The organism is Devosia psychrophila (assembly GCF_000971275.1).
In the GTDB taxonomy this organism is placed as follows: Bacteria; Pseudomonadota; Alphaproteobacteria; order Rhizobiales; family Devosiaceae; genus Devosia; species Devosia psychrophila.
Map to the genome: position 1 here is coordinate 68,554 of NZ_LAPV01000166.1, position 26,779 is coordinate 95,332.

A 26,779-nucleotide genomic window follows, 5' to 3' on the forward strand; every position below is an offset into this window, starting at 1 on the left:
TGGGCGGTACACGTCAGGGGCGCCACATTACCTCTTCCCTCGGGCTTGACCCGAGGGTCACTCTCACCACGGCACAGGCGGCGAATGGCCCTAGGGTCAAGCCAGAGGGAGAAGCGCAGTGGGTGGAAGGCCTGTGTGGACCGTCAGGCCCACTGACAAAAACTAAGGGCCCAGTGGTTTCCCACTGAGCCCTCGGCTTGCTGCTAAAATCGTTGGCTCAGACTTGCTGGACCTGTTCGACGCCGGGGACGAAATGGCGAAGCAGATTTTCGATGCCGCTCTTGAGCGTGGCCGTCGAGGAGGGGCACCCGGAACAGGCGCCCTGCATGTGCAGGAAGACGGTGCCTTCCTTAAAGCCCTTGAAGATGATGTCGCCGCCATCCATGGCGACGGCCGGGCGGACGCGGGTGGCCAGCAATTCCTTGATCACTTCGACGGTTTCGCTGTCTTCCTCTTCGAAGAATTCATCGACCTCGTCCAAATTGGCGACTTCGATGCCGCCCTCGACGATCACCGGCTTGCCAGACAAGAAGTGGTCCATGATGACGCCAAGAATAGCCGGCTTGATATGGGCCCAGTTGGTGTCGTCCTTGGTGACCGAGATGAAATCGGACCCGAGAAACACGCCGGTGACACCGGAAATGGCGAACAGGCCCTGTGCCAGCGGCGAATTGACCGAGGCTTCGACACCCCGGAAATCGCGCGGTTCACCGGTCAGCACATCGCGACCCGGCAGGAACTTCAGGGTCGCGGGATTTGGCGTGGCTTCGGTCTGGATGAACATCGTGGCGCCTTCGGAATGCAATTAGAACGCTTCTAAAATAGACCTTTGCGAGCAGGATGCAAGGGCGGAAATCGAGGGCCTGCCTTGCGAGAGAGTGGATCGCATATGCGGGACGGCTGGGCCATTCGGGCGCAGCCCTCATGGCCTGCTTCGCTAAAATCAGTCCCCCGGACTGATTTTGCCCGGAGGGCCGCTCAGCAGATCGCGATAATTTCTTCGTCGCTCATGCGGCCGGGGACGACGGTTAGGGGGATGGGCAGGGCGTTGGCGCGGTTGGCGAAATGGAGGACCAGCGGGCCGGGCCCTTCATTGGAGGTTGAGGCCGCCAGCACCAGGATGGCGATGTCGCGGTCGGCGTCGATGACCTTTTCGATTTCTTCGGCACCTTCACCCTCGCGGATGACGGATTCGCTGCGCACGTCGCCGATATCCTTGATGCGGGCGAGGCGCGCGTCGAGAAGGCGTTCGGCTTCTTCCACGGCTTCGGCGCGCAGCACGTCCTCGACACCGAGGCCGATGAATTCGGGCTTCTGGATAATGCTCATCAGCACCACAGTGCCGCCGGTGCGCTTAACGCGGTAGGCGGCGAAAGTCAGCGCGCGTTCGCATTCCTCGGTCTCGTCGATGACGACGAGGAACTTACGCTTGTATTCGCTATCGTACATCCGAAGCTCCTATCGAACAAAACCAACGATGTTGCGGATATCGGCCATGATTGGCTGGGCGATGGCGCGGGCACGATCGGCACCGTCGCGCAGGATGGAATCCATCTCGCCGCGATCGGCCACCAGCCGCTTCATTTCATCGGCGATGGGCGACAGCCTGGCAACGGCAAGATCGGCCAATGCCGGCTTGAACACGCCCCAACCCTGACCGCCGAATTGGCCCAGCACGTCCTCGGCCGACGTATTGGACAGCGCTGCATAGATGCCGACGAGGTTTTCCGCTTCGAGGCGAGCGGCAAGGCCGGCGACTTCGGAGGGAAGTGCGTCGGCATCGGTGGTGGCGCGCTTGATCTTTTTGGAGATCGTATCGGCATCGTCCATCATATAGATGGTAGACAGGTCCGATGCGTCGGACTTGCTCATCTTCTTTGAGCCGTCCTTCAACGACTTGACCCGCATGGCAGGCCCGGTGGCCAAGGTCTCGGTGATGGGAAAGAAGTCGCCCTTGTGGCCTAGCGCCTTGATCTGCTTTTTGAAGTCGTGATTGAACTTCTTGGCAATGTCGCGGGTCAGCTCAAGATGCTGCTTCTGGTCCTCGCCGACCGGTACGCCAGTGGCCTTGTAGAGCAGGATATCGGCCGCCATCAGGCTCGGGTAGGCGAACAGGCCCAGCGAGACGTTCTCGGAATTTTCGCCCGACTTGTCCTTGAACTGGGTCATCCGCTCCATCCAGCCCATGCGCGCGACGCAGTTGAAGATCCAGCTCAGCTCGGCATGTTCCATGACCTGGGACTGGTTGAAGATGATCGACCGCTTGGGATCGACGCCGGCAGCGATATAGGCGGCAGCGATCTCATAGGTCCAGCGCTTGAGGTCTTCGGGCTCCTGCCACACGGTGATGGCATGCATGTCGACCACGCAATAGATGGTCTCATGGGTATCTTGCAGCGGGACAAAACGCCGGATGGCGCCGAGATAATTGCCCAGATGCAGATCGCCCGAGGGCTTGATGCCGGAGAAGACGCGGGGAGTGAAGGTCATGGAATATTATGCGCATGTTTGTGACTGTTGCCCCGTTCTATATGCGCAGAAGCATATTGGGAACTGGCAGGGTGACACACTCGATGTCATCCCGGCGAAGGCCGGGATCCATCCTGAGGTCGTTCCACGATCGACGCGGGGTCAGTCATCTCAGGATGGATTCCGGCCTTCGCCGGGATGACCCGGTGGGTGTGGATGCGCGCACGCTCACCCCCGTCGCCGCAGCCGCCTGAGCAGCTGCCCCAGCGGCTGCGCGCGGGTGATGTGGACCAAGGTGAAATAGAGCACCACGCCAAAGCCGACCAGCACGCCCAGCACCCCGATCTGCTCCCAGATCGGGGCGGTAGTCGACATATGGGCGGCGCCGCGCTGGGACAGCAGATACAGCGCGGCACCCATTATCGCGCTGATGACCAGGATCAGCCCGTGCTTGAGCCATTCGGCTGGGCTCAGCTTGAAATGGCCGCGGAGCGCCAGAAATAGCGCCAGCATGATTGCATTGAGCCAGGACGAGACCGAGGTGGCAATGGCAATGCCGACATGGACATAGGCCGGGAACAGCAGCAGCGAGAGCGCGATGTTTGCGACCACGGACACACCGGCAAAAATGGTGGGCGTGACAGTGTCTTCGCGGGCGAAATAGCCCGGCTGCAGCACGCGGATCAGCACATAGGCGGGCAGGCCGGTGGAAAAGGCGACCAGCGCCTGTGCGGTCTGCTGTGTTGCCAGCGCGTCGAAGGCGCCGCGCTCGAACAGCACACGCACGATGGGATCGGCCATGGCAATCAGCGCGGTGGCGGCGGGCATGGAAAGCAGCATCGCGATCAGCAACGACTGGTCCTGCGTGGCGCGGGCCTCGGCGTCGCGCCCGCCTTTCAGATGCCGGGACAATTCAGGCAACAGCACCGTGCCAATGGCGATGCCGATGATGCCCAGAGGCAGCTGATACAGCCGGTCGGCATAGTTGAGGATGGAAATTGCATTATCGACGCCCGAGGCGATGATGGTGCCGACGAAAATATTGATCTGGGTAATGCCGCCGGTGAGAATGGCCGGAATGGCCAGCACCCAGAAGTGCCGCACCTCGGGGTCGAAGCGGGGCAGGCGGAATTCGGGCACGAAATCGGCGCGTTTGATCGCCGACCAGACCAGCCAGAGCTGGGCCAGGCCACCGGCCATAGTGGCGACCGAAACCCAGGTGGCAGAACCCGCAGGGTCCTGCACCCAGAAGGTAACCAGCGGGATCATGGCTGCGATATTGACGATGTTGAGGATGACCGGAGCGAAGGCGGCGGCAAAGAAGCGGCCCAGCGAATTGAGAATCGCGCCATAGGCCGCCATCAACGACATGCAGGCGAGATAGGGGAACATGATCCGCGTCAGCAGCACGGTCAGATCGAATTTTTCCTTGTCATCGACAAAGCCCGGCACGAAGGCGACCATCAGCTGCGGCATGAAGATTTCGGCAAGAATGGTCACCACGACCAGCATGGCCACCAGCCAGCTCATGATCCGCGCGGCAAGATCGAGGGCCGAGTCCGGCCCTTCTTTTTCCAACGCACCGGCAAACATCGGCACGAAGGCGGTATTGAAGGCGCCTTCGGCAAATAACCGCCGGAACAGGTTGGGGAAGCGAAAAGCGGCAAAAAAGGCGTCGGCGGCCGGGCCGGTGCCCAGCACGGCCGCCATCAACGCATCGCGGGCAAAGCCGGCAATGCGCGAGACGAGCGTCAGCCCGCCGACGGAGAGGAAGTTGCGGTAGAGGCTCATCTTGCCTGTGCCACCGAGTCAGGGGCTCCTGCCCTCCCTCCCCCTTGAGGGGAGGGTAGCGCAGCTTGGCCGAAAAGGCATAGCGGAGCTGGGGTGGGGGTGATTCGGTAGCCACCTGACGGACCCCCACCCTCGATCCCTCCCCGCAAGGGGGAGAGAGGCACAAGAGCCGACATTTTCGGGGCAGGCAGTCGCCTACCCATTGACCACCTTCGTCGCGGCGCCGGGGTGGAACACGCCCATCAGCGCGTCGTGGATTTTGCGCTGGCGGGGCTTGGCCATGATTTTCTGGCCGGTGAGATCGGTGACGTAGAAAACGTCGACGGCCTTTTCGCCATAGGTGCCGATATGGGCCGAGCCGATGGTCAGGTTAAGATCGGCGATCTGGTGGGTCAACGAGTGCAACAGGCCCATGCGGTCGAGGCCGGAAACCTCGATGACGGTGAACTTTTCCGACAGGGCGTTGCTGACCGAAACCTGCGCCGGCAGGGCGAAGGGCTTCAGGCGCTTGTTGTGGCGGCTTTCCTTGCCCAGATCGATCAGGATGGTGCGCTTGCCCTGGAGGAGATTCTTGACCGTATCGATGATGCGGGTGGCGCGCACCTTTTCGTCCTCGTCGCTGGTGAAGCTGCGGCGCAGGCGGAAGGTGTCGATGGCGTGGCCGTCGCGGGTCGAGAAGATCTGCGCGCCGATGATGGATGCATCCTGCATGGTACAGGCGCCGGCGATCAGCGACAGCAGGCGCGGATGGTCGGGCGTGTAGAAGGAAACCTCGGTGATGCCCTCGAAAGCCTTGATGCGGATCGAGCCGGCAAAGGCGTCGCCGGCCATATCGGCGTGGCGGATCATGCGGGCGTGTTCGACCTGCAGTTCGGGCTCGGCGCGCAGCCAATAGTGATCATAATGGCGCGCCACGTAGGTGTCGACGTCAGCCGCGGGCCAGGCGTGCAGTGCCTCGGCCAGTTCGCGGCGGGCATAATTGATGCGGTCGGACTGGGTGACCTGGCTGTGACCACCGGAGAGCAGCGGTTCCGTGGCATAGTAGAGCGCGCGCAATAGCGAGCCCTTCCAGCCGGTCCAGACGCCGGGACCCACCGCGCGGATGTCGCAGGCGGTGAGGATCATCAGCAAGGCCAGGCGCTGGGGCGATTGCACCACGTCGGCAAAGGCCTTGGCGGTTTCAGGGTCCTGGATATCGCGGGCCTGGGCGATTTCGCTCATCAGCAGGTGATGCTCGATCAGCCAGGCGACGGTGTCGGTTTCGGCAGCGGAGAGGCCAAAGCGCGGGCAGAGCTTTTTGGCGATCTTGGCGCCGGCGGTGGAATGATCCTCGGGGCGACCCTTGGCAATGTCGTGCAGCAACAGCGCCACATAGAGCAGGCGCGTATCGTTGAGCTGCGGCAGCAGTTCGTGGGTCAGCGGCAGCTGGTCGCGCAGCCCGCCATTGGCGATGTCGGCCATGACGCCGATCGAGCGGATCAGGTGCTCGTCCACCGTATAGTGGTGGTACATGTTGAACTGCATCAGCGCGACGATCTTGCCGAAATCGGGCACGAACTTGCCGAGCACGCCGCTCTCGTTCATCTGGCGCAGGATGCGCTCGACCGATTGCGGGCTGGTCAGAATGGTCAGGAAATGCTCGTTGGCCTTGCGGTCGTTGCGCACCCTGTTGTCGATCAGGCGCAGCGAGCGGGTGATGACCTTGATGGCATCGGGATGGAACAGCAGTTGTTCGCGCCCCGCCACCAGAAAAATCCGGATCAGGTTTACCGGATCCTTCTCGAACACATCCGGGCTGGCGATGTTGAGCCGGCCGGTATCGAGAACGAAATCACTCTCGCCCTTGATCTTGGACTTGCCTTGCCGAAACGGCGCCAGCACGCGCCCGATCAGGTCCATATCCTTGGCGTGGTTGAACTCAAGGCTGGCGCAGATGATGCGGGTCAGGTCGCCGACATCCTTGGCAACAAGGAAATAGCGCTTCATGAAGCGCTCGACGCCCAGCATGCCGACGCGCTGGGCATAGCCCATGCGCTGGGCCAGCTCGGGCTGCACGTCGAAGGTGAGCTTTTCTTCGGCGCGGCCGGTGACGAAATGCAGATGGCAGCGCACCGCCCACAGGAAGTCTTCGGCGCGCGAGAACAGGCGATATTCAGAAGCGCTGAGAACGCCGCGCCCGATCAGCTCATGGCTGGTCTTGAGATGGTAGAAATATTTGCCGATCCAGAACAGCGTGTTCAGGTCGCGCAAACCGCCCTTGCCGTCCTTGATATTGGGCTCGACCACATAGCGGGTATTGCCCATCTGTTTGTGGCGTTCGTCGCGCTCGGCCATCTTGGCGGCGATGAATTCGGGGCCGGTGCGCGGCATGATCTCGGTTTCGAAGCGATGCACCAACTGGTCGAACAGAGCCTTGTCGCCGGTAAGGAAGCGCGCTTCCAGAGTTGCCGTGCGCACCGTCATGTCGGCCTTGGCCATGCGCAGGCTTTCATCGACCGAGCGGACGGCGTGGCCGACTTTCTGGCCGAGATCCCACAACATGTAGAGGATGTATTCGGTGACCTGCTCGCCCCATGGCGTCTGCTTGTAGGGCAGGATGAACAGCAGATCGATGTCGCTCCCCGGCGCCAGCGTGCCGCGGCCATAGCCGCCGACGGCCGATAGCGCGATGGCCTCGGCGCCGCTGGGATTATCGACGGTATAGACGCGGCGGGTGGCAAACATATGCACCGCGGTGATGATCTCATCCTGGGCGGCGCTGAGGTTCTGCGCGCAGCGCGTGCCTTTGCCCGTAGCGAGCAGCTCAGCCTCGGACTGTTCGCGGGCTTCGGCCAGGGTCTTGCGAATATGGGCCAACACCAGCGCACGGGCGGCGGTGGATTTGGGTGCTTGGTCGCCAATAGCGGCGTTGAGCTCGTCGAGAATGGTCTCGGCGGACTTCAAAGCGAAAAGCGGTTTTCGCGGCTTTGCCTCAACTTCGGCGAGCGTCATCGCGGATTTTCTTCAACTGATAGAGCGCTTCGATTGCTTGTTTGGGGGTCATCTCGTCGGGACGAGTGGCATCGAGCGCTATATGTACCGGGTCTTTCTCAACGGGGCGTGAAGCTGGCTGATGAGCAAAGAGTGGCAGATCGTCTAGCACGCTGGCTTTCTGGCTGGAAGAGGCAGTGCCTGCCGAACGCTGCTCAAGCACGGTCAAAACCTGGCGAGCACGCGCCAGCACCGGCTCGGGCAGGCCGGCCAACCGTGCCACCTGGATGCCATATGACCGGTCAGCCGCGCCGGGACCGACTTCGTGCAGGAACACCACCTCGCCCTCCCACTCGCGCACCTTCATGGTGACATTGGAAACCCGTGTCAGGGTCTTGGCGAGGCTGGTCAGCTCGTGAAAATGGGTAGCGAACAGCGCCCGGCAGCCGGTGGTTTCGTGCAGGGCTTCCACCGCGGCCCAGGCTATCGACAGCCCGTCGAAAGTGGCGGTGCCGCGGCCAATCTCGTCGAGCACCACCAGTGAACGCCGCGTGGCGCGATTGAGGATGGCGGCGGTCTCGACCATTTCGACCATGAAGGTGGAGCGGCCGTGGGCGATATCGTCACTAGCGCCAACCCGCGAGAAGACACGGTCGATGACGCCGATATGGGCGGAGCTGGCCGGCACGAAGCTGCCGGTCTGGGCGAGAATGGCGATCAACGCGTTCTGGCGCAGGAAGGTGGATTTACCGCCCATATTGGGGCCGGTGACCAGCCAGAGCCGACCGCCGCCGATGGCATCGTCACCAGAGAGGTCGGCATCATTGGCGACAAAGCTGTGGCCTTCGTTAATCACCATGTCTTCCACGACGGGGTGGCGGCCGCCGTGGATGGCAAAAGCCAGCGAATCGTCAATGTCGGGGCGGGTGTAGGAACGCGTGGCGGCGAGGTGGGCGAAAGCGGTGGTCACATCAAGTTCGGCCAGCGTATCGGCCAGTTCGCGAAGCGTGTCGGTCTGCTCCAGGACCTGTTGACGCAGACTGGCGAAGACCCTGAGCTCGATTTCGAGCGCGGCCTCATGGGCGCGGGCGATGCGACCTTCGAGTTCGGCCAGTTCGGTGGTGGTGAAGCGCATCGCATTGGCCATGGTCTGGCGATGGATGAAGCTCTGGCGATGTGGCTCCTCAAGCAGCTTGGTGCCATGGCTGGCGGGCACTTCGACGAAATAGCCGAGCACGCCATTGTGCCGGATTTTTAGCGAACGAACGTCGGTTTCGTCGATCAACCGGGCTTGAAGCGCAGCGACCACGGCGCGGGTCTGGCTGGCTAATGCGCGCTCGTCATCCAGCGTCTGGTCATAGGACTTGCGCACGAAGCCGCCATCGCGGGCGAATAGAGGCATGTCATCGTCGAGCGCGGCGGCGAGTTCCGAGGCTAGGGGCAGTGGCGCGGCAACAAGGGTCCTGCTCAATCGCAGCAGCACGGTGGGCGCGTGTTCCAGCCGGGCAAAGTGGCCGGCAAGCGCCGATGCGGCGCTGACAGCCTTGCCCACCGCAGCGAGATCGCGCGGGCCACCGCGATCCAGCGCCAGACGGGTCAGGGCGCGCGCCAGATCTGGCACGGCCTTGAGATCGGCACGCAGCCGACCCGTCAGAAGCGTGTCATTCGCCAACAGACCCACCGCATCGAGGCGTTCGTTAATCGCCCTGGCGTCGGCCAGTGGCGAGGCGAGGCGCGCCGACAGCAGACGCGATCCGGGCGCGGTCACCGTGAGATCGATCACCTGCCGCAGCGAACCGCGTTGCTGGCCGCGCTGAGTCTGATGCAGTTCGAGGCTGGAGCGGGTCGCCGCATCGATGGCCATGTGGCGTAGGGTGGTATCGGAAACGGGCTGGCGCAGGGCGACGCCGACGCCCTTCTGGCTCTCGCGCACATAGGCGACTACCGCGCCCAGCGCCGAGCGCGCAGCGCGGGACAGGGCCGATGGATCGAACACGCCGCCGGGAAAGGCTTCACGCAGGGTGGCCGTCGCCGCTTCGCTGTCAAAGCTTTCGGCGGGCGCGGCGTGAGCGACAGGCAGCCAGCTCGGTGCAAAAAAATGGCGTTCGACCAGCGCCAGACGCGTCGCTTCTGCCATCAGCAATTCGGCGGGATCGATACGGGCGAGTTCGTCCTGCAGCTGCTCAGCGCTCAGGTCAGCAGTGAAGGTTTCGCCGGTCGAGACATCGGCCCAAGCAAGCGCGAAATCGGCCTCGCCGTGGCGGACCATCGACAGCGCGGCGAGAAAGTTGGAGGCGCGGGCGTCGAGATGGTCGTCCTCGGTCAGCGTGCCGGCGGTGATCAGGCGGACCACGTCGCGCTTCACCACCGACTTGGCGCCGCGCTTCTTGGCTTCCTTGGGGTCTTCCACCTGCTCGCAGATGGCGACGCGGTGGCCCAGCTTGATCAGCTTGTTGAGGTAATCATTGGCGGCATGAATTGGCACGCCGCACATGCCGATATCCTGGCCCAGATGCTTGCCGCGCCTGGTCAGCACGATGCCCAGCGCGGCGCTGGCGATCTCGGCGTCCTCGAAGAACAGTTCGTAGAAATCGCCCATGCGGTAGAACAGCAGATAGCCGGGATTGACCGCCTTGATCTCGAAATACTGCGCCATCATCGGCGTCAGTTGTGGCTGGATCGAAAGCTGGTCCATCAGGCGTGCGGTCTCGGCGGGAAAGCCGAGACCTTATGGGGTTTGGGGCGCAAATCCAACTCTTGGCGAGTGATTTTCCCGGATCGTTCAGTCGACACCCTCCCCCTTGCGGGGAGGGTCAGGGACGAGGGCGATCGGCCCTTACATAGGGGCTAACCGATACCCCCTCCTGGCCTCCCCCGTCGAGGGGGAGGTACGGTGCAGAGTTTGCGGCGCGATAGAGACCGAACTCACATCCCACGGATCATCGAGGCCGGCTCGACCAGCTTGCGATAGAGGTGCCAGGTGGCGTGGCCGAAAATCGGAATGACTACCGCAAGGCCGACGAACAGCGGCAGCGAGCCGAGGAACAGGCCGGCCCCGACGATCACACCCCAAGCCAGCATGGGCAGGGGATTGGCCACCACGGCCCGGAACGAAGTTTCAATGGCGACAAACGCGCCGACGTCGCGGTCGAGCAACAGCGGAAAGGCGATCACGGTGGTGCAGAGCGTCACCAGCTCAAATAGCGCGCCCAACAGTGAGCCGGCGATCAGCAGCGTCGTGCCGCCAGGCTCGTTGAACACCTGCGCCATCAAGGCATCGAGCGTCTGCGGGGTAGATGCGCCGAACAGGCTTTCGTAGAGCGCCTGCGCCGATGTCAGCCACAGCGTGAAAACGACGAACAGCATGACGCCAATCGCCGCGATCGAACCGATGGCGGGGGAGCGCAAGACATCGAAGGCATGCGGCCAGCTGGTATCCAGCTCCTGCTCACGGCGGCGAGAAATCTCGTAAAGGCCAAGCGCGGCAAAGGGGCCGATCAGGGCGAAGCCGCCGACCAGCGGATAGAGCAGGGACCAGGTGTGAAAGCCATTCATCCACACCGTCAGGACAATGCCGACAATCGGATAGATCAGCACCAGCATGGCGTAGTGGCTGGGTTTCTCCCAGAAATCGGCCAGGCCGAGCCGCAGCGCATCGCCGAGGTCGGACATCTGGATTTTGCGGATCATCGGCATATCGAGCTTGTCGCCCGCGCCGGCAAGGACGTGGAAATTGGACATGGCTTCGGTCTCCATTTCAAGGAGGTCCCAAAACTCGCGCGAGCGCTGCCCCAAACGTTCGGCGCGACTTCGCGACCGCAACGCAGGCAGTCTAGCCATAGTGCGACCGATTGTCGCTATGGTTCGGGGGATTGTGATCGGGGCGGGGGCATTGGCCACACCCACCGGACGGCACCTCCCCCCTCGACGGGGGAGGTTGGGAGAGGGTGTTGAGAGCCCCGATATTCGGGCTTTCGCCCCCGCCCTTGATCCCTCCCCGCAAGGGGGAGGGTGTCGACTGATGCTATCGAGCCCTAGACCTCGTAGCGGTCGGTTGGATCCTTGACCGGACGGTAGGTGAAATAGTCGAAATCGGCGGGGCTCGCGGTGCCGTTTAGGTCGTGCGCAGCGACACCGACGAAGGCGCCGGTGAAGCTGCCGTGGGCCTGGTGGCCACCGCATTCGTCCGACAGGATCGAGGCGTCGAATACCGGACCGATGGGCTGCAGGTCCTGGCCTTCCAATGCGTAGAAAAACTGCAGCTTGCGACCACGGATGGTGAGGGCGAGCTTGACCTTGCCTTCATTGGGGATTTGCACCGGATCGGCGGGAAAGCTCAGCTTGCCATCGGGCCAGCTGACCTCGGAATTCATGATCAGCAATTCGCGCTGGCCATCGGAATGGGCCGTCACCGCCAGGTAAAAGAAATTGTAGCGGCTGTAGTAGGCGGTCAGCCCGGCCATGGTGCGTTCGTCGGTGGCCTTGAAATCCACTACAGTTTCCGCGTCATAGCTGAAATGGGTCTGTCGGCGGGCGACCAGCGCCTGCTCGAACCACGAGCCGATGGACTCGCGGCCGAACAGGCGGAGCTTGCCCGTTTCGGTCGATAGAATCCGCTCCGGCTCGGGCGTGCGCAGCCACTGGAAATCGATCGGCAGACCGTTGTCGAAGGTGTAGCGCTGCTCGGCCCAGTATTTGGCCTCGTCGCGAGTGCCGGGAACTTCGACATGCAGGGACGGGACGGGCCCGTGTTTCACGTGAATCCAGTCGTCTTCGCCCCAGTAAGCTTCCTGAATCGAGGTTTCGCGGCCCAGCACGCAGCGGCGTTCCTGCGTGGTCGGGCGACCGCTGAGATGCACCAGATAGGTCTTGCCGTCGGGGGTATCGACGAGGTCGCCATGGCCGGCACGCTGAAGCGCGGCGAAAGGCGCATCCTTGGAGGTCAGGATGTGCTTGTCGGGATGGGTCTCATAAGGACCGTCGATGTTGCGGGAGCGGGCAAAAGTCACGGCATGGTCATAGGCCGTGCCACCCTCGGCGGTCAGCAGATAATACCAACCGTTTCGCTTGTAGAGATGTGGACCCTCGACCAGTTCGAGATCCGTGCCCTGGTAGATATTGGTGATTGGCCCGACCAGCTTGCCGGCCTTGGGGTCGAATTCCTGCAACGCGATGCCGGCGAACAGCAGCGGGCGGCGACGGTGGTCCCAGGTCATGTTGACGAACCATTTGCGGCCGTCATCGTCGTGGAACAGGCTCGGATCGAAACCCGATGAATTGGTGTAAACCGGATCGGACCACGGGCCTTCGATCTTGTCAGCCCAGACGATGTAGTTGTGCGCGTCCTTGAACGAGCCGTCCTTGCGTTTGACGTCGGTATAGACCAGCCAGAATTTTTCGCCGTCATGGGTCAGGCAGGGGGCCCAGACGCCGCAGGAGTCAGGATCACCGCGCATGTCGAGCTGCGCCTTGCGGGTCAGCGGGCGGGTGACCAGCTCCCAGTTGGCGAGGTCTTTTGAGTGATGGATCTGTACGCCGGGGAACCACTCGAAGGTGGAAGTGGCAATGTAGTAATCCTCGCCGACGCGGAGGATCGACGGATCCGGATTGAAGCCGGGCAGGATGGGATTGGTGATTAAGGGCATGAGAGGGCCTTTGCGCAGTACATGCAGTCGACACCCTCCCCCTTGCGGGGAGGGATCAGGGAGGGGCAGGCTGACCCGCATATCGGGGCTAACCGCCCCCCCAACCTGACCTCCCCCGCAAGGGGGGAGGTGGACGACTGAGGCGTCAGTGGAATCAAACGAACCGGTTAATCAGGTTTTCGAGATATTCCTGCTGGCCGGAGCGGGGCTGCGGGTTGATGTTTTCGGCATCGACCTTGGCGGCCAAGTCATCGAGCGACAGCTTGCCGCCGAGGATGTCCTTGCCGAGACCTTCGTTCCAGCCGGCATAGCGGGCATCGACGGTCTTGTCATAGGTACCGTCGGTGATCAGAGCCGCCGCCGCCTTGAGCGAGCGGGCCAGCACGTCGAGGCCGCCGATGTGGCCATGCAGCAGGTCGGCCGGATCGAGCGACTGGCGGCGCACCTTGGCGTCGAAGTTCCAGCCGCCGGAGTTCAGGCCGCCGTTCTTGAGAATCTGGTAGAAGGCCAGCGTAGTTTCGGGCACCGAATTGGGGAACTGGTCGGTATCCCAGCCGGACTGCAGGTCGTTGCGGTTGGCGTCGACCGACCCGAGAATGCCCAGCGATGCGGCCAGTGCCAGCTCATGCTCGAAGGAGTGGTTGGCAAGGAAGGCGTGGCCGACCTCGATGTTGCACTTGATCTTGGTGTGCAGGTCATACTTGCGGAGGAAACCGTACACGGTGGCGACGTCGAAGTCGTACTGGTGCTTGCTCGGCTCCTGCGGCTTTGGCTCGATCAGGATCTGGCCCTTGTAGCCGATCTTTTCGGCATGCTCGATGACCATGTGCAGGAAGCGGCCCATCTGGTCCTGTTCCTGGCCGATCTTGGTATTGAGCAGGGTTTCATAGCCCTCGCGGCCGCCCCACAGTACATAGTTGGCGCCGCCCAGTTCGTGGGTCAGCTCCAGCACGTTCTTCACCTGGCCGGCGGCATAGGCGAAGACTTCGGGATCGGGATTGGTCGCAGCGCCGGACATATAGCGGCGGTTGGAGAACAGGTTTGCCGTGCCCCAGAGCAGCTTGGTGCGGCTGGTTTCCATCTTGCGGGCGAAGATTTCACCGATGGCGCGGACGTTCCTATTGCTCTCGGCCAGCGTCGCGCCTTCGGGGGCGATATCGGCGTCGTGGAAGCAGAAGAATGGCATGTCGAGCAGGTCGAACAGCTCGAAGGCCACGTCGGCCTTGAGCTTGGCGCCGTCCATGCCGTTGTCGAACCACGGCCGGTCGAAGGTGCGGCCGCCGAACGGGTCGCCGCCTTCCCAGGCAAAGCTGTGCCAATAGGCGACGCCTGGACGGATGTGCTCCTCCATGGTCTTGCCGAGGACGACTTCGTCCTTGTTATAGTGGCGGTAGGCCAATGGGTTGGTGCTGTTGGCACCCTCAAACTTGACGGGCGAAATGCCCTTGAAAAAATCAGTCACGAACGTGCCTCCTCAATGGCGGGGTAGAGTGCGCGATAACGCGCATATTGGTCGGAATAGGCGGCCGACAGGTTTTTGTCGGGCGCGATGACGGTTCTTATGGGCGGCATGGTCATCACCGATTGCGGGCTGGCGCCCTCGGCGGCACAGAGGCCGAGCCGCGCCGCGCCGAGTGCCCCGCCGAAATCGCCGTCTTCGGGAAGGGCGATTTCCATGTCGAGATTGGTGGCGATCAGCTTGAGCCAAAGCGCCGACTTGGAGCCACCGCCGACGGCGAGCAAGCGGTGGATTTTGGTGCCGGCGTCATGCAGCACGCGCTGGCTGTCGCGGAAGGCGAAGGTCACGCCTTCCATCACGGCTTGGGCCAGCTTGGCCGTGTCGGTGGAGTGGGACAGGCCGACGAACGAGCCGCGGGCTGCGGCATTGTTGTGCGGCGTGCGTTCGCCAGACAGATAAGGCAGGAAGATTTCCTCGCCGGGCCCAGAGAATTGCGCTTCGGCGGCGCCGGACAGTTCGGCCTGTTTCTGGCCGGTGATCTTGCTCAGCCAGTTCAACGAATCACTGGCCGATAGGATGACGCCCATCTGGTGCCAAGTGTCGGGAATGGCGTGGCAGAAGGCATGCACCGCGCCTTCGGTATTGGGGCGGAACTTGTCGTTGGAGACGAAAATCACGCCCGAGGTGCCAAGCGAAACAAAGCCTTCGCCTGGACGAATGGCGCCGATGCCACAGGCCGCTCCGGCATTGTCGCCCGCGCCACCGGCGACAACGACATTGGCTTGCATCCCCCAGCGTTGCGCGAACTCGCGCTTGAGATGGCCCGAAATGGCCGAGCCTTCGACCAGACGCGGCATGTGGCTGCGATCGAGGCCGGTGACGGCCAGCAGTTCGTCGGACCAGTCGCGCTTGGCGACGTCGAGCCATAGCGTGCCGGCGGCGTCGCTCATGTCCTCGACATGCTCGCCGGTCAGCAGCAGGCGTACATAGGCTTTGGGCAGCAGGACTTTGGCGATTTTCTCGAAGATGGCCGGCTCGTGCTTGCGGACCCAGGCTATCTTGGGGGCGGTAAATCCAGGCATGGCGATATTGCCGGCGATCTGGCGTAGGCTGGGGAGCGCCGCTTCCATCTCCTTGCATTCGGCAGCCGAGCGGCCGTCGTTCCAGAGGATGGCTGGGCGCAGCACGTCGTCGTCCTTGCCCAGCAAAACGGCGCCATGCATGTGGCCGGACAGGCCAATGCCGCGGACTGCGGCGAGCTCGGTCGGGTGCGATGCCTTGAGCGTGTCGATAGCGGCGAGGCACGCCGTCCACCAATCGGCGGGGTTCTGCTCGGACCAGCCGGGATGCGGCCGGACCGGCTCGATGGCGGCGGCCGAGGCGTCGCCCAACGCCCTGCCTTGCTCGTCAATCAGCAGCGCCTTGACGCCGGATGTACCGATATCAATGCCGAGATAAGTCATGAGGCACGTACCTCATGGACGGGTAACAACAGCATCTGAACGTCCTCCCGACCCACTTTTTGGGGCCACGTGATCTCTTTATTGGCCGACAGCCCCTCGCATGGCTCTGGGCGTTCCTCGCTTAAAACGATCCACTGAATCGTTTTTCCCCTGCGGGTCGCTCCTCATTAGCGCAGATTATCGCGCAGGAAAATCCCGATTTCAATGGGGTCGGTGGTTGTGGCGCTATTGCCGCCCAAAGCCAGCATGCGAGCTGCAGCGATTGCCTCGCGAATTTCCCCGTCCGGGTTCTGGTCGAGCACGATGTCGATGGCACCCGATTTAAGGCCGCGCCGGGTGGGTTCGGTCAATTCATGGGCGATAACGCGGATGGCGCCGGAGCGGCTGGATGATTCTAGCGCGGAGACCAGGCCACCATTGCCAGCGCCCAGATTATACAGCCCGGCCAAGTCAGGATGCTGCGCTAACAGTCCGCCGATGATCGCCTGCGTTTCGCTGCGCTCGTCGTGGCCTTCCACCGGGCCGATCAGCTCAAGCGATGGAAATTCTGCAGCTAACCCGGCCTTGAACCCCGCCAAGCGGTCGGAATGATCGCGCAGATGCAGCGAGCCAGCGATAACGGCGACCTTGCCGCCCTGTGGCAGAAAGCGGCCCATCAGGGAGGCCGCGGTACGGCCGGCCGCAACATTGTCGATGCCGATAAAATGGCGGCGTTGCGTTCCCGGCAGGTCCGAGACCAATGTCATCACCACGACACCGCGCTTGCTGGCGGCATCGACGGCGGCCTGCACCGAGGGCTCTTCGCTGGCGACGATGATGGCGCAATCGCAATGACGCGGATCGAGATTGTCGAGGCTTTGTGCCAGCGCATCGGCATCGAGCGCGCGAATGCGCAGCGTCTCGATATGCACACGATCGCTCAGGGCAGGGCCGGCGCGTCGCGTCACCGCATCGGCGAGACTGGCCATGAATTCGTTGGAGCCATCGGGAATGACGAAGGTCAGCCTGAGATCGCGCGACCGCGCCAGCAGCGAAGCGCCCAGATCACGCTGGAAACCGATCTCGGCGATAGCCGCCTCGACCTTTTCGACCGTGGCGGCGCGAACGCCAGGCCGGCCATTAAGCACGCGATCGACCGTGGCCAGCGACACCCCCGCCGCCCGCGCCACATCATGCACCGTTGCGCGGCGTCTCAACCCGATCTCGTTCACGTGCCGTCCCTGCAAGCTTCATCCCGACCTTTGGCAGGCTGCGACAAAAGGTCAAGTGCGGCGTTGCGGCCATGCAAAAAAGCAGGCTACAGGTGAGGCGCAATTGAGGAGGCACAGCATGGCCATTGCGATTTCGACATTCGGTGAATTCAAGGGCAAGCGGGTGGATCAGTTCCGCCTGACCAGTGTCACTGGCGTCAGCGTCGACATCATCGGCTATGGCGTGGCAGTGCGCGACTGGCGTGTGCCGGTTGCCGGTAGCGAGCGCTCGGTGGTGCTCGGCTTTGACAGCATGGATGCCTATGCCCAGCACAGCCCGCATTTCGGCTCGCTGGCCGGCCGCGTCGCCAACCGCATCAAGGGCGCGTCGTTCGATCTCAACGGCAAGACCTACAAGCTTCCAGCCAATGCCGGCGACCTGCAGCTACATGGCGGCGAAGCCGGCCTTGGCCGCCAGGTCTGGGACGGTCAGGCCGACGAAGGCAATAACAGCGTCCGCTTCACCCATTTCTCGCCCGACGGCGCCATGGGCTATCCAGGCAATGTGAATTTTTCGGCGACCTACACACTCAAGGGCAATCGCCTGCGTCTGGAGCTGGCCGCCACGACCGATCAGGCGACACCGATTAGCCTCGTGCAGCACCAGTATTTCAATCTCGGCACGACCGACGACGTGCTGGACCACACCATTCAGGTCAATTCCAGCGCCTATACCGGGCTGGGCGACGACCTTGCTCCAACTGGCGCCATCCTGCCATCGCGCGGCACGATTTATGACCTGCGGCAGCCCCGCACCATGCGGGACGAGAACGGCGCGCCGGTCGAATACGACATGGGCGTAGCACTCGACACCGGCCGCAGTATCAATGAGCCGGTCGCCACGGTGATTTCGCCAGCCAGGGATTTGACGCTCAAGCTATGGAGCGATCGTCCGGGCTTGCAGGTCTATAACGGCGTCTGGACCGACATTCCGGTGCCGGGCCTCGATGGCAAGACCTACAAGAAGCACGCCGGCTTCTGCCTCGAAGACCAGGCGTTCGCGGATGCCGTGCACAACCCGCATTTCCCCAACGTGATTTATTCGCCAGACCGGCCATACTCGCACTGGTGCGAATTCGAAATCGCCTAGGCGCTACTCGGCCTGCTGACGCGCCCTGTCAGGGCTTTGCGGCATTGTCTCTCCATCGAACATGGAGAGACAGCCATGCAAAGCTTCAGTATCGTCGTACGCTGGCGCCTGGACGGGTTTGAGGAGAGCCGAGCATGGACAAGACCGAGCGTCTCTTTGCGGTCATGGATGCGCTGCGGCGACACCGTCGGCCGGTTACGGCGGCGGTTCTCGCCGAGGAGCAGGGCGTTTCGGTGCGTACGCTGTATCGCGACGTGCAGACGCTTATTGGCCTCGGCGCGCCGATCGATGGCGAGGCGGGGGTCGGCTATATGCTGAAGCCCGGTTTTTTCCTGCCGCCCCTGATGTTTACGCCCGAAGAGCTCGAAGCCCTGGTGCTGGGCGCTCGCTGGGTTGGGGCGCAACCCGACGATGGGTTGGGTTTGGCGGCCAAGAACGCCTTGGCCAAGATCGCTACCGCTTCGCCGGAGGATTTGCGCGACCGCATCAACGATACGGGGCTGTGGCCGGTGGCGATGTGGAGCAAGGATAGCCGGCCGCCGATGCCGGTGCTGGGGCAGGTTAGGCTTGCCATGCGCACCGAAAAAGCCGTGACGATTTCCTATCAGGACGAGGCGGGCAAGCCGAGCGAGCGCACCATCTGGCCGGTGCAGCTGGCCTATTACGAGGGCAAACAGACCATTGCCGCCTGGTGCTGCCTGCGCACGGCATTTCGGCATTTTCGTACAGATCGCATTGCGGCGCTTGCTGTGACGGAAGAGCGCTATGGCAAGCGCCGGGCTGTGCTGGAACGCGAGTGGCGCGATAGCTGGGAACATGATCGGCGCGCGGAACAGTAGGTCCACTGTTCCACGTGAATCAGCGGATGGCTTAGCCCAATACGCCGCCAAATGCGTCGTGCAGCAGGCCGAAGGCCAGGGCGGCGAGACCCAGCGTGTGCACCAGAGTGATGGCCCAGGTGCCAGTGACGAAGCTGGGTTTTACCGTCTTGTGGCGATAGACTTCCTGCGCGGCCAGCCCACCGATAATGCCAAAGCACAGGTCGACATAGTGCAGGTTGTTTTCGCTGACGCGATACTCGCCCTTCATGGCGTAGAGCTTGTCGAAGCGATAAAGCAGGGCCGAAGCCGCTCCCATTGCGGCATAGAGCAGGCCGATCCAGACGGGCGCCCTTTCGGTGCCGATGGCCCAGAGAATCAGCAAAGTCATCAAGGTTGCCGCGGCGGTGCGCAAGCCCAGCTTGTAGCGCGACACCGAGCGGGACGGGCGCATTGACTCGCGCAAGGTCTGGACCGGCGCCGGGGTGGTCTCGGTGATGACGACCTCGATGGCGGCCGGTCGGGCATTGCGGCCCTTGCCGGTTTCGAAAGAGAGCTTGTCACCCAGCTTGGGGCGGTCGCCATTGGTCATGCTGGAGATATGGACGTAGTAATCCCGCCCCGCTTCGTCCCGCACGAAGCCGTAGCCGCCCTTGTTATTCCATTGAACCAGTTCGCCCGATCTTGACATCGTTATCCTGTGGCGCGTCTGCGTGACCAATAAGAGGCAGGGGTTAACGGATGTTTGCCATTTTGGGCAGTCGTACTTAGTGCCAATCACGGCGTATTGCGCGCGCCGGTCAGGGCCGGCTCCAGGAGTCCCGCCGATCCGGGAAATGCAAGTCCATCTGGCGGTGGGGGTGAAAGCGAGCCATCTGGATTCACGTGAAACACTTATCCACAGCCTTATTCACAGCGCTCAGAACAACAGCTCACGTAGCGACAGCTTGATGGCGCCGGGAAAGCCGGAGGCTAGGTCCCGGGTTAAGCGGGTACGCAGGGCTTCGGGAAACACATGGCCTTGCGGAAGCCCATCCAGCGCAAACCAGCCGGCCTCGACAATGCTTTCCCTATCGGCGGGATTGGCCGAGACATCGATCTCGCCCGACATATAGTCGGCCAGAAACCAGAATTTGAGCATGCGCAACTCAGGGCTCCAGCCTTCGTCGATATAGGCGAGACGCGTCGCGATCACATTGATAGCGGTCTCCTCGAAGACCTCGCGCTCGGCGGCCCGCGCCAGTTCTTCATTGCCCTCTACTCCACCCCCGGGCGCTGCCCAGAAATCATGAATTCCCGGCCGATGATGCCGCACCAGCAGTATCTTGTCGTCGCGCAATACGAGGGCGCCGCAGGAAATCCGGTGTTGCTGCATTCAGGCCAGTCCCAGGTTGAGCCGGTAGCTCAGGGCCTCGGCAATATGCGGACGAGACACCCGCTCGACCCCTGCGAGGTCGGCAAGCGTCCGCGCGACCTTCAATACACGATGATAGGCCCGCGCGGAAAGATTGAAGCGCTCGGCCGCCTGCAACAGCAGTGCCTGGCTCTCCTTGTCGGGATTGACGATGGTTTCGATCAGCGTCGATCCCGCGGCGGCATTGGTGAAAACGTCCGGCGACCCGTGCTCGGCAAAGCGCTGGCGTTGCCTGTGCCGCGCCCGGGCGACGCGTTCGGCCACAACAGCCGAGCTTTCCGCCGTGCCGGATGGCGTGATCATGTCGGCAACGGTGACCGCCGGCACGTCGATACGGATATCGATGCGATCGAGGAACGGTCCTGAAATTCGCGCCTGGTAGTCATCGGCGCAGGCCCGGCCGCGCTTGCAGGTATGACCCGGCGTGCCGGCCATGCCGCATTTGCACGGGTTCATCGCGGCGATGAGTTGCACCCGACTTGGATAACTGACCCGGGCATTGGCCCGCGCGATGACTGTCTCGCCAGATTCCAGCGGCTGGCGCAGGCTATCGAGAACGTTGGGCTGAAATTCCGGCAACTCGTCAAGGAACAACACTCCATTATGCGCGAGGCTTACCTCACCCGGTCTAACCTTCAAGCCACCGCCCACCAGGGCTGCCATCGAGGCGGAATGATGCGGCGCGCGGAACGGACGGCGATCCGACAGCGCGCCATTGACCAGCTCGCCGGCAATCGACTGGATCATCGAGATATCCAGTAGCTCACGGGGATCGAGCGGTGGCAGGATCGACGGCAGCCGGGCAGCCAGCATGGATTTACCCGCGCCGGGCGGCCCCACCATCAGCATATTGTGGCCACCTGCTGCCGCGACTTCCAGGGCCCGCCGCGCCACCTGCTGGCCGCGCACATCGCAGAGATCGGGCAGGGTTCCATTGGGCAGGTATTTCAGCGGCTTGGGCCGTGCCGCCAATTGATGACCGGTCAGGTGGTTGACCAGTGCCAGCAGGCTTTCCGCCGCAATGATATCGAGATCTTCCCCCGCCCAGGCCGCTTCCGCCCCCGACGGCGCTGCGCAGATAAGCCCCAACCCGCGACTTTGCGCAGCAATCGCCGCGGGCAGTATGCCACCGACATGGGCCAGCCGCCCGTCGAGCCCCAGCTCGCCCAGCGCCAGATACCCATCCAGCGCGTCCTGCGGTATGGCGCCGATAGCAGCCATGATGCCCAAGGCGATCGGCAGGTCGTAGTGACTGCCCTCCTTGGGGAGGTCGGCCGGCGCCAGGTTGACGACAATACGCTTGGGCGGCAGGCCGAGGCCCGAGGCGATCAATGCCGCCCGCACTCGTTCGCCGGATTCATTGACGGCCTTGTCGGGCAAGCCGACCAGGATGATCTTGGGGAATCCCGGCGCGATCTGCACCTGCACATCGACCGGTACGGCGTCGATGCCTTGAAACGCCACCGTCGCAACGCGCGTGACCATGCCTTACGTCCCCCAGTTGCGGGAGCCTATCCCAAGCATTGTGCCGCAAGCAAGAACATAAAGCGAACAAAATGCGGCACGTTAACCACGTGGCTTGCCACAATGGTAAACCTAATCTCCCATTAACCGCGCCATGTTGAATCAAACCTCAGTTTTGTATTTGCGTGAGTGCTGCACCAATGCTTGCCAGACGGCCCTTTCCCTCGTTTTCCGGACTCGCAAAAGTCGCCATGTCGGCCCTAATGGCCGTGGTGCTGGTGGCCTGTTCCTCAGGCGGCGGTCTTTATGGCCCGGTGCAGGGCGATAACCGGCCTCACTCAGGCGTCGACCGCGCCCGCGGCATGCCGATCCAGGGCATCGACGTGGCGCGCTATCAGGAAAATATCGATTTCCGCCAGACGCTACAGTCCGGAATCCACTTCGTGTTTATGAAGGCGACTGAGGGGAAAGACTATCTCGACCCCAATTTCCGGGCCAACTGGCAGCGGGCGCGCGACGCCGGCATGCCGCGCGGCGCCTATCATTTCATGACGTGGTGCTCGCTGGCATCTGAGCAAGCCGCCTGGTTCATCCAGAACGTACCCAATGATCCCGATGCACTGCCACCGGTGCTCGATCTGGAATGGAACAACCATTCGAGCTGCAAGACCAAGCCGAGCCGCGCCGATGCGCTGGAAAAAATCCGCTACATGCTGGAAGCGATGGAGCGCCACACCGGCAAGCTGCCGGTCATCTATACCGATATGAATTTTCACCGCGATGTTTTGAACGGCGAGTATTTCCCCAACGCCTTCTGGCTGCGCTCCACCGCCGCCGAGCCGCATGAGCGCTATGGCAATCGCACCTGGACCTTCTGGCAGTGGACCCAGACGGGCGTCGTGCGCGGCGTGCGGGGCGAAGTCGATCGCAATGCCTTTTATGGCGGGCAGAACGAGTGGATCACCTTCCTGCTGACCGGTTGCGACGCACGCGCCATTGCCTCGCTTGGGCCTACCGGCAGGTGCCGGTCGGCCAAGTAAGGCGCGCTGATCCGGCGTTTGGGCTCGAAAGCGGAAGCCTGGGGGCATTGAGGAGCTTGCCACCGATTCAGCGGAGGTCTAGCTTCCGGTGATTATTGATCCGGGCCAGCGGGCCCGCAGTGTGGGAGAACGCGTCATGGCCAAGGGTCAGATGAAGAGCAACAAGGAAGCCAAGAAGCCGAAAAAGGACAAGGTTGACGCTGTAAAGAACGTCACCGGCCTCGGTTCGGGCAGCGCCGGCAATTCGGCGAAGAAGTAGGCTGAAAGCCTCGATTAATTCAGGAGGGCGGTGGGCGTGAGCCGGCCGCCTTTTTGCTGTTCGCTTAGGCCGCTGCGCTACCAAGCAGGCCGCTGGCCTTGATGCCGTCGAAGACGAATTGCACCGCAAGCGCCGCCAGCAGGATACCCACCACGCGAGACACCACGGCAAGGCCGGTGACGCCGAGCAGGCGCTGGATCGGGATGGCGACCAAAAGGGTCAGCCAGGCGAGGAACAGGATCACCACAATCGCCACCAGCACGGCCCAGAATTCGAGGTCCGTCTTGGTGCCCGTGGTCAAGAGGATCACCGCGCTGATGGCGCCGGGACCGGCCAATAGCGGCATTGCCAGGGGAAACACCGCTATATCGTCGCGCTGACGGGCTTCCACTTCTTCCTCGTCGGTGGTGCCGGTGCCGCCGGAATGGCGCGCGAACACCATGTCGATGGCGATCAAGAACAGCAACAAACCGCCTGCGGTCCGCAAAGCGGGAATGGTGATGCCGAACAGATCGAGAATCGGATTTCCCAATACGCCGAACAGCAGCAGGATCAAGCCGGCGATAATCACCCCGCGCGTCGCAAAGGCAAAGCGCTGCTTGGCGGTGTTATGCTTGGTCAGCGCCGCGAAAATGAAGGCGATATCGGCCACGCCAACCGTAGCAAACAGGGTCGCGAAGGCGACGAAGAATGTCGTACTGGGCATGACACTGGTCCCCTGTGATCGGGATAGACCTAGCGGGATTAAAATGGTTTGCCCACCCCTTGGTGGCTAGCCAGTTTGCTCGCTGCTCGGCGCCTCCCCCTTGACGGGGAAGGCTTGGTGGGAGTGCGAGAGCTACGATATCGGGACCAAACCTCCCCCTCCCTGACCCTCCCCGCGAGGGGGAGGGTGTCGACTGGGAAATCAGGTCACAGCACGCGCGCGGCGGTTGCGAGGGCGGCGAGTGCCAGTAGGGCTATAGCGTCGAGCCAGCCGCGTGACTGCGTCAGCCAGAGGGGCTGCGGCCTGGTGGTGGGCATGAATCGCGCTAGCCACACCGCGCCATAGGCGACCCAGACAAGGAAGAAGGCGACCATCCAGAGATTGGTCCAGCCGCCGCGGCCAAAGCCGACCATGACGCGGGTGACGCCGGCGCCGAGCAGGATGAACAGCAGGTAGAAGCCGGTGACGAACAGTGAGTTGCGCCAGTAGGGCAGGGTCAGCCGCTGGTCTATCGGCAAGGTGCTGCGCCAGCGGCGAAACAGCAACCAGCCAATGCCACCCAGGATCGCCGCCAGCAGAGCCCACATCAGGCGCGGCGCTTTTCGATGGCGTCCCAGATCATGACGGCAATGTCCGGCCCGCCGAAGCGCTTGATTTCGCGGATGCCGGTGGGGGAGGTGACGTTGATCTCGGTGAGGTAGTCGCCGATCACGTCGATGCCGACAAAGATCATGTCGCGCGCTTTAAGAGCTGGTGCAATCACAGCGCAGATTTCGAGGTCACGCGGCGTCAGCTCGATGAATTCGGGGCGGCCGCCAACATGCATGTTGCTGCGGGCTTCGCCCTCGGCGGGGATGCGATTGAGGCCGGCCACCGGCTCGCCATCGATGATGATGATGCGCTTGTCGCCCTTGCGCACATCCGGCAGATATTTCTGGATCATGAAGGGCTCGCGGTAGTTCTGCTCGAACAGCTCAAGCAGGCTTGCGAGATTGTGGTCGACTTCCTGGATGAAGAACACCCCGGCCCCGCCATTGCCGTAGAGCGGCTTGACGATGATATTGCCGTGCTCCTTGCGGAAGGCGTGAATCATGGCCCGGTCGCGCGTCACGAGGGTCGGCGGCATCAGCTCAGGAAACTCAGTGACGAGGATTTTTTCGGGTGCGTTGCGCACGGCCGCAGGCGGATTGACCACGAGCGTCCTGGGGTGGATGCGCTCCAGCAGGTGGGTGATGGTAATGTAGTTCATGTCGAAGGGGGGATCCTGGCGCATCAGCACCACGTCCTGGTTCGACAGATCGACGCGGCGCTCCTCGCCCAGCGTAAAATGCTCGCCCTTGGGCTTGTCTTCGACGATGATCGGCGCTGCCAGTGCCGTCAGCACGTTATCGCGCAGGGCCAGCGTATCGGCAGTGTAGTGGATCAGCTGATGGCCGCGGGCCTGCGCCTCCAGCATCATGGCGAAGGTGGAATCGCCCCTGGGATTGATGGTGGCGACATGGTCCATCTGGACCGCGACTTTAAGGTTTTTTGCCATTTTCAGCGTCTCAAGTGGCCCGAAATCTCAGTAGACCTCATCCTGAGCCTGTCGAAGGACGAAGACGTGGCAAGATCGGCGCGCCCGACCTCGTGGTTCGACAGGCTCACCATGAGGTCGCATGGATCAGCTTGCATCAAACGCGTTGGAGATGTGGCGCGGCCATCGGCCCCGCGCAAGGAAAATCACGTCGAAGCGAAATTGTGTTTCCGTGCGACGAGGGTGCTTGGCCACCCAGTATTGCGCAGCGCGGCTGATGCGCGAGCGGTTTATCCCCTCAAGCGTCTGGCCGAGACTGGATGCCTTGCTGCGGGCTTTGACCTCGACGAAGGCAATGGTGCCGAAGCGGCTAGCGATCAGGTCGATCTCGCCGAGCGGGGTTTTGTAGCGCCGGGCGATGATGCGGTAGAGCTTGAAGCGCAGGTACCAGGCGGCCAGCGCCTCGCCACGATGGCCACCAAGATAGGCCTGGATGCGGGCCTTACTTTTCGGCTTTGAGGGCGAGGGCGGCATCATAGACCTCCTTGCGCTTGAGGCCATATTGCTCGGTCACCGCATCGACGGCGGCACGCAGAGGCTGGTTGGCCATGGCGGCGATCAGCGAGGCCTGCCAGTCGGCGGCGTCAGGCGCGGTGGGTTCGGCGGCGCCGGCCACGACGATCACCGCTTCGCCCTTGGTTTCGGTATCGGCAAATTCCTTGGCCAGTTCGACCAGCGTACCGCGATGGACGCGTTCGAAGCGCTTGGTAAGCTCCAGCGCGACGGCAGCCTGCCGTTCGCCCCAGATTTCGGCCATGGCAGCGAGGGTGTCGTCGAGTCGGCGCGGGCTCTCGTAGAACACCAGGGTTTCACGTGAATCGGTGAGCGCCTTGAGCGCATTGCCCTTGGCGCCGGCCTTGGGGGGCAGAAAGCCGTGGAAGGCGAAGGCGTCGGTGGGAAGGCCGGCGACGACCAGCGCCGAAAGCAAAGCCGAGGCGCCGGGGATGGCGAACACCGGCTGGCCGGCTTCGGCGAGAGCGCGGATCAACGGAAAACCGGGATCGGACAGCAGCGGCGTACCGGCATCGGAGATCAGCGCGATGGCGGCGCCGGCGGCAACGCGGCTGACAATGTCGTCGGCCTTGGCGCGCTCATTGTGCTCATGCAACGCGATGCGGCGGCCCTTGATGCCGTAGTGATCGAGCAGGCGTGCCGACATCCGGGTGTCTTCGCAGAGGATGGCCGAGGCGGCGGCCAAAGTTTCGAGCGCCCGGATGGTGATATCGCGCAGATTGCCGATCGGGGTGGCGACGACATAGAGGCCAGGCGCCAGCGGCGGGGCGGTAAAGGTGTTGCCGGCGATGAAATAGCCCGGGGTGGTTTCCGTCATGCCTGGCACGTCCGTCGGTTGATAATTGGTTAAGC

General features: G+C 62.8%; 23 protein-coding genes. 4 read left to right on the forward strand and 19 right to left on the reverse strand.

Annotation, left to right across the window (positions count from 1 at the left end; genetic code table 11):
* Positions 1-217: 217 nt before the first annotated feature.
* The 11 genes from WH91_RS18990 to WH91_RS19040 all read right to left on the reverse strand — a co-directional run bounded on the left by WH91_RS18990 (position 218) and on the right by WH91_RS19040 (position 16,993).
* Positions 218-784 carry a NifU family protein gene (locus tag WH91_RS18990; RefSeq protein WP_046172617.1) on the reverse strand — a complete coding sequence of 189 codons (567 nt, stop codon included), beginning with the start codon at positions 782-784 and terminating at the stop codon, positions 218-220.
* A gap of 194 nt (positions 785-978) precedes the next feature.
* Positions 979-1,449 (reverse strand): universal stress protein, encoded by a 471-nt coding sequence (locus tag WH91_RS18995; RefSeq protein WP_046172578.1) that lies wholly within the window; start codon positions 1,447-1,449, stop codon positions 979-981.
* 9 nt (positions 1,450-1,458) lie between these two features.
* Positions 1,459-2,490: a tryptophan--tRNA ligase gene (gene trpS / locus WH91_RS19000; RefSeq protein WP_046172579.1), complete on the reverse strand. Its 1,032-nt coding sequence runs from the start codon at positions 2,488-2,490 to the stop codon at positions 1,459-1,461.
* A gap of 207 nt (positions 2,491-2,697) precedes the next feature.
* On the reverse strand, positions 2,698-4,260 hold the full coding sequence (gene murJ / locus WH91_RS19005) for a murein biosynthesis integral membrane protein MurJ (protein ID WP_046172580.1): 1,563 nt from the start codon (positions 4,258-4,260) through the stop codon (positions 2,698-2,700).
* Positions 4,261-4,455: 195 nt separating this feature from the next.
* Positions 4,456-7,251 carry a [protein-PII] uridylyltransferase gene (locus WH91_RS19010; RefSeq protein WP_052952976.1) on the reverse strand — a complete coding sequence of 932 codons (2,796 nt, stop codon included), beginning with the start codon at positions 7,249-7,251 and terminating at the stop codon, positions 4,456-4,458.
* Positions 7,232-9,925 carry a DNA mismatch repair protein MutS gene (mutS, locus tag WH91_RS19015; protein ID WP_046172581.1) on the reverse strand — a complete coding sequence of 898 codons (2,694 nt, stop codon included), beginning with the start codon at positions 9,923-9,925 and terminating at the stop codon, positions 7,232-7,234. The genes WH91_RS19010 and mutS overlap by 20 nt, the downstream gene beginning before the upstream one ends.
* A 230-nt stretch (positions 9,926-10,155) precedes the next feature.
* Positions 10,156-10,971, reverse strand: a complete 816-nt coding sequence (locus tag WH91_RS19020) for a DUF2189 domain-containing protein (RefSeq protein WP_046172619.1) — start codon at positions 10,969-10,971, stop codon at positions 10,156-10,158.
* Between the two features lie 293 nt (positions 10,972-11,264).
* Positions 11,265-12,875 (reverse strand): glycoside hydrolase family 43 protein, encoded by a 1,611-nt coding sequence (locus WH91_RS19025; RefSeq protein WP_046172582.1) that lies wholly within the window; start codon positions 12,873-12,875, stop codon positions 11,265-11,267.
* 154 nt (positions 12,876-13,029) lie between these two features.
* Positions 13,030-14,337, reverse strand: a complete 1,308-nt coding sequence (gene xylA / locus WH91_RS19030; protein ID WP_046172583.1) for a xylose isomerase — start codon at positions 14,335-14,337, stop codon at positions 13,030-13,032.
* Entirely contained in the window at positions 14,334-15,797 is a 1,464-nt protein-coding gene (gene xylB / locus WH91_RS19035) for a xylulokinase (protein ID WP_046172584.1), read from the reverse strand. The genes xylA and xylB overlap by 4 nt, the downstream gene beginning before the upstream one ends.
* Positions 15,798-15,964: 167 nt before the next feature.
* Positions 15,965-16,993 (reverse strand): LacI family DNA-binding transcriptional regulator, encoded by a 1,029-nt coding sequence (locus tag WH91_RS19040; protein ID WP_052952981.1) that lies wholly within the window; start codon positions 16,991-16,993, stop codon positions 15,965-15,967.
* 133 nt (positions 16,994-17,126) lie between these two features.
* Between WH91_RS19040 and WH91_RS19045 the strand changes: the two genes are divergently transcribed.
* Entirely contained in the window at positions 17,127-18,137 is a 1,011-nt protein-coding gene (locus WH91_RS19045; RefSeq protein WP_046172586.1) for an aldose epimerase family protein, read from the forward strand.
* Positions 18,138-18,271: 134 nt separating this feature from the next.
* Positions 18,272-18,976: a helix-turn-helix transcriptional regulator gene (locus tag WH91_RS19050; RefSeq protein ID WP_046172587.1), complete on the forward strand. Its 705-nt coding sequence runs from the start codon at positions 18,272-18,274 to the stop codon at positions 18,974-18,976.
* A gap of 31 nt (positions 18,977-19,007) precedes the next feature.
* On the opposite strand, the gene WH91_RS19055 is transcribed toward WH91_RS19050, so the two are convergent.
* From WH91_RS19055 to WH91_RS19065, 3 genes are all read right to left on the reverse strand, one after another.
* Positions 19,008-19,646, reverse strand: coding sequence for a DUF1294 domain-containing protein (locus WH91_RS19055; RefSeq protein WP_046172588.1), 639 nt, complete (start codon positions 19,644-19,646; stop codon positions 19,008-19,010).
* Between the two features lie 228 nt (positions 19,647-19,874).
* Positions 19,875-20,330 (reverse strand): NUDIX domain-containing protein, encoded by a 456-nt coding sequence (locus tag WH91_RS22815; RefSeq protein ID WP_052952977.1) that lies wholly within the window; start codon positions 20,328-20,330, stop codon positions 19,875-19,877.
* Complete coding sequence (locus WH91_RS19065; protein ID WP_046172589.1) at positions 20,331-21,854, reverse strand: YifB family Mg chelatase-like AAA ATPase; 1,524 nt, start codon at positions 21,852-21,854, stop codon at positions 20,331-20,333. It lies immediately after the preceding gene.
* Positions 21,855-22,084: 230 nt separating this feature from the next.
* Here WH91_RS19065 and WH91_RS19070 point away from each other — a divergent pair, with 230 nt between their 5' ends.
* Both WH91_RS19070 and WH91_RS25845 read left to right on the forward strand, forming a co-directional pair.
* Positions 22,085-22,873, forward strand: a complete 789-nt coding sequence (locus WH91_RS19070; RefSeq protein WP_244542287.1) for a glycoside hydrolase family 25 protein — start codon at positions 22,085-22,087, stop codon at positions 22,871-22,873.
* Between the two features lie 136 nt (positions 22,874-23,009).
* On the forward strand, positions 23,010-23,132 hold the full coding sequence (locus tag WH91_RS25845) for a hypothetical protein (RefSeq protein ID WP_280140220.1): 123 nt from the start codon (positions 23,010-23,012) through the stop codon (positions 23,130-23,132).
* A 64-nt stretch (positions 23,133-23,196) separates the two neighbouring features.
* Here WH91_RS25845 and WH91_RS19075 read toward each other — a convergent pair whose 3' ends face one another.
* From WH91_RS19075 to rsmI, 5 genes are all read right to left on the reverse strand, one after another.
* A complete protein-coding gene (locus tag WH91_RS19075; RefSeq protein ID WP_046172591.1) occupies positions 23,197-23,838 on the reverse strand; it encodes a MarC family protein in 642 nt (213 codons plus the stop codon).
* 206 nt (positions 23,839-24,044) lie between these two features.
* Positions 24,045-24,425, reverse strand: coding sequence for a hypothetical protein (locus WH91_RS19080; protein WP_046172592.1), 381 nt, complete (start codon positions 24,423-24,425; stop codon positions 24,045-24,047).
* Positions 24,425-25,375, reverse strand: a complete 951-nt coding sequence (gene gshB, locus WH91_RS19085) for a glutathione synthase (RefSeq protein ID WP_046172593.1) — start codon at positions 25,373-25,375, stop codon at positions 24,425-24,427. Before gshB ends, WH91_RS19080 begins: the two co-directional genes overlap by 1 nt.
* 126 nt (positions 25,376-25,501) lie before the next feature.
* Positions 25,502-25,888: a YraN family protein gene (locus WH91_RS19090; protein ID WP_052952978.1), complete on the reverse strand. Its 387-nt coding sequence runs from the start codon at positions 25,886-25,888 to the stop codon at positions 25,502-25,504.
* The gene (rsmI, locus tag WH91_RS19095; protein ID WP_046172595.1) at positions 25,857-26,744 is read right to left on the reverse strand and encodes a 16S rRNA (cytidine(1402)-2'-O)-methyltransferase; all 888 of its coding nucleotides are present in this window, start codon (positions 26,742-26,744) and stop codon (positions 25,857-25,859) included. Before rsmI ends, WH91_RS19090 begins: the two co-directional genes overlap by 32 nt.
* Positions 26,745-26,779 lie beyond the last annotated feature (35 nt).

Excerpts from the sequence above, each read along its gene's own strand:
- xylB (WP_046172584.1), bottom strand. The coding sequence starts at position 15,797 with ATGACTTATCTCGGCATTGATATCGGTACATCCGGCGTCAAGGCGCTG.
- WH91_RS19055 (WP_046172588.1), bottom strand. The coding sequence starts at position 19,646 with ATGTCAAGATCGGGCGAACTGGTTCAATGGAATAACAAGGGCGGCTAC.
- murJ (WP_046172580.1), bottom strand. The coding sequence starts at position 4,260 with ATGAGCCTCTACCGCAACTTCCTCTCCGTCGGCGGGCTGACGCTCGTC.
- WH91_RS19025 (WP_046172582.1), bottom strand. The coding sequence starts at position 12,875 with ATGCCCTTAATCACCAATCCCATCCTGCCCGGCTTCAATCCGGATCCG.
- gshB (WP_046172593.1), bottom strand. The coding sequence starts at position 25,375 with ATGGCAAAAAACCTTAAAGTCGCGGTCCAGATGGACCATGTCGCCACC.
- WH91_RS18995 (WP_046172578.1), bottom strand. The coding sequence starts at position 1,449 with ATGTACGATAGCGAATACAAGCGTAAGTTCCTCGTCGTCATCGACGAG.
- WH91_RS19075 (WP_046172591.1), bottom strand. The coding sequence starts at position 23,838 with ATGCCCAGTACGACATTCTTCGTCGCCTTCGCGACCCTGTTTGCTACG.
- WH91_RS19065 (WP_046172589.1), bottom strand. The coding sequence starts at position 21,854 with ATGGTCACGCGCGTTGCGACGGTGGCGTTTCAAGGCATCGACGCCGTA.
- WH91_RS18990 (WP_046172617.1), bottom strand. The coding sequence starts at position 784 with ATGTTCATCCAGACCGAAGCCACGCCAAATCCCGCGACCCTGAAGTTC.
- trpS (WP_046172579.1), bottom strand. The coding sequence starts at position 2,490 with ATGACCTTCACTCCCCGCGTCTTCTCCGGCATCAAGCCCTCGGGCGAT.
- WH91_RS19070 (WP_244542287.1), top strand. The coding sequence starts at position 22,085 with ATGTCGGCCCTAATGGCCGTGGTGCTGGTGGCCTGTTCCTCAGGCGGC.
- rsmI (WP_046172595.1), bottom strand. The coding sequence starts at position 26,744 with ATGACGGAAACCACCCCGGGCTATTTCATCGCCGGCAACACCTTTACC.
- mutS (WP_046172581.1), bottom strand. The coding sequence starts at position 9,925 with ATGGACCAGCTTTCGATCCAGCCACAACTGACGCCGATGATGGCGCAG.
- WH91_RS19050 (WP_046172587.1), top strand. The coding sequence starts at position 18,272 with ATGGACAAGACCGAGCGTCTCTTTGCGGTCATGGATGCGCTGCGGCGA.
- WH91_RS19045 (WP_046172586.1), top strand. The coding sequence starts at position 17,127 with ATGGCCATTGCGATTTCGACATTCGGTGAATTCAAGGGCAAGCGGGTG.
- WH91_RS19090 (WP_052952978.1), bottom strand. The coding sequence starts at position 25,888 with ATGCCGCCCTCGCCCTCAAAGCCGAAAAGTAAGGCCCGCATCCAGGCC.
- WH91_RS19080 (WP_046172592.1), bottom strand. The coding sequence starts at position 24,425 with ATGTGGGCTCTGCTGGCGGCGATCCTGGGTGGCATTGGCTGGTTGCTG.
- WH91_RS19020 (WP_046172619.1), bottom strand. The coding sequence starts at position 10,971 with ATGTCCAATTTCCACGTCCTTGCCGGCGCGGGCGACAAGCTCGATATG.
- WH91_RS22815 (WP_052952977.1), bottom strand. The coding sequence starts at position 20,330 with ATGCAGCAACACCGGATTTCCTGCGGCGCCCTCGTATTGCGCGACGAC.
- WH91_RS19010 (WP_052952976.1), bottom strand. The coding sequence starts at position 7,251 with ATGACGCTCGCCGAAGTTGAGGCAAAGCCGCGAAAACCGCTTTTCGCT.
- WH91_RS25845 (WP_280140220.1), top strand. The coding sequence starts at position 23,010 with ATGGCCAAGGGTCAGATGAAGAGCAACAAGGAAGCCAAGAAGCCGAAA.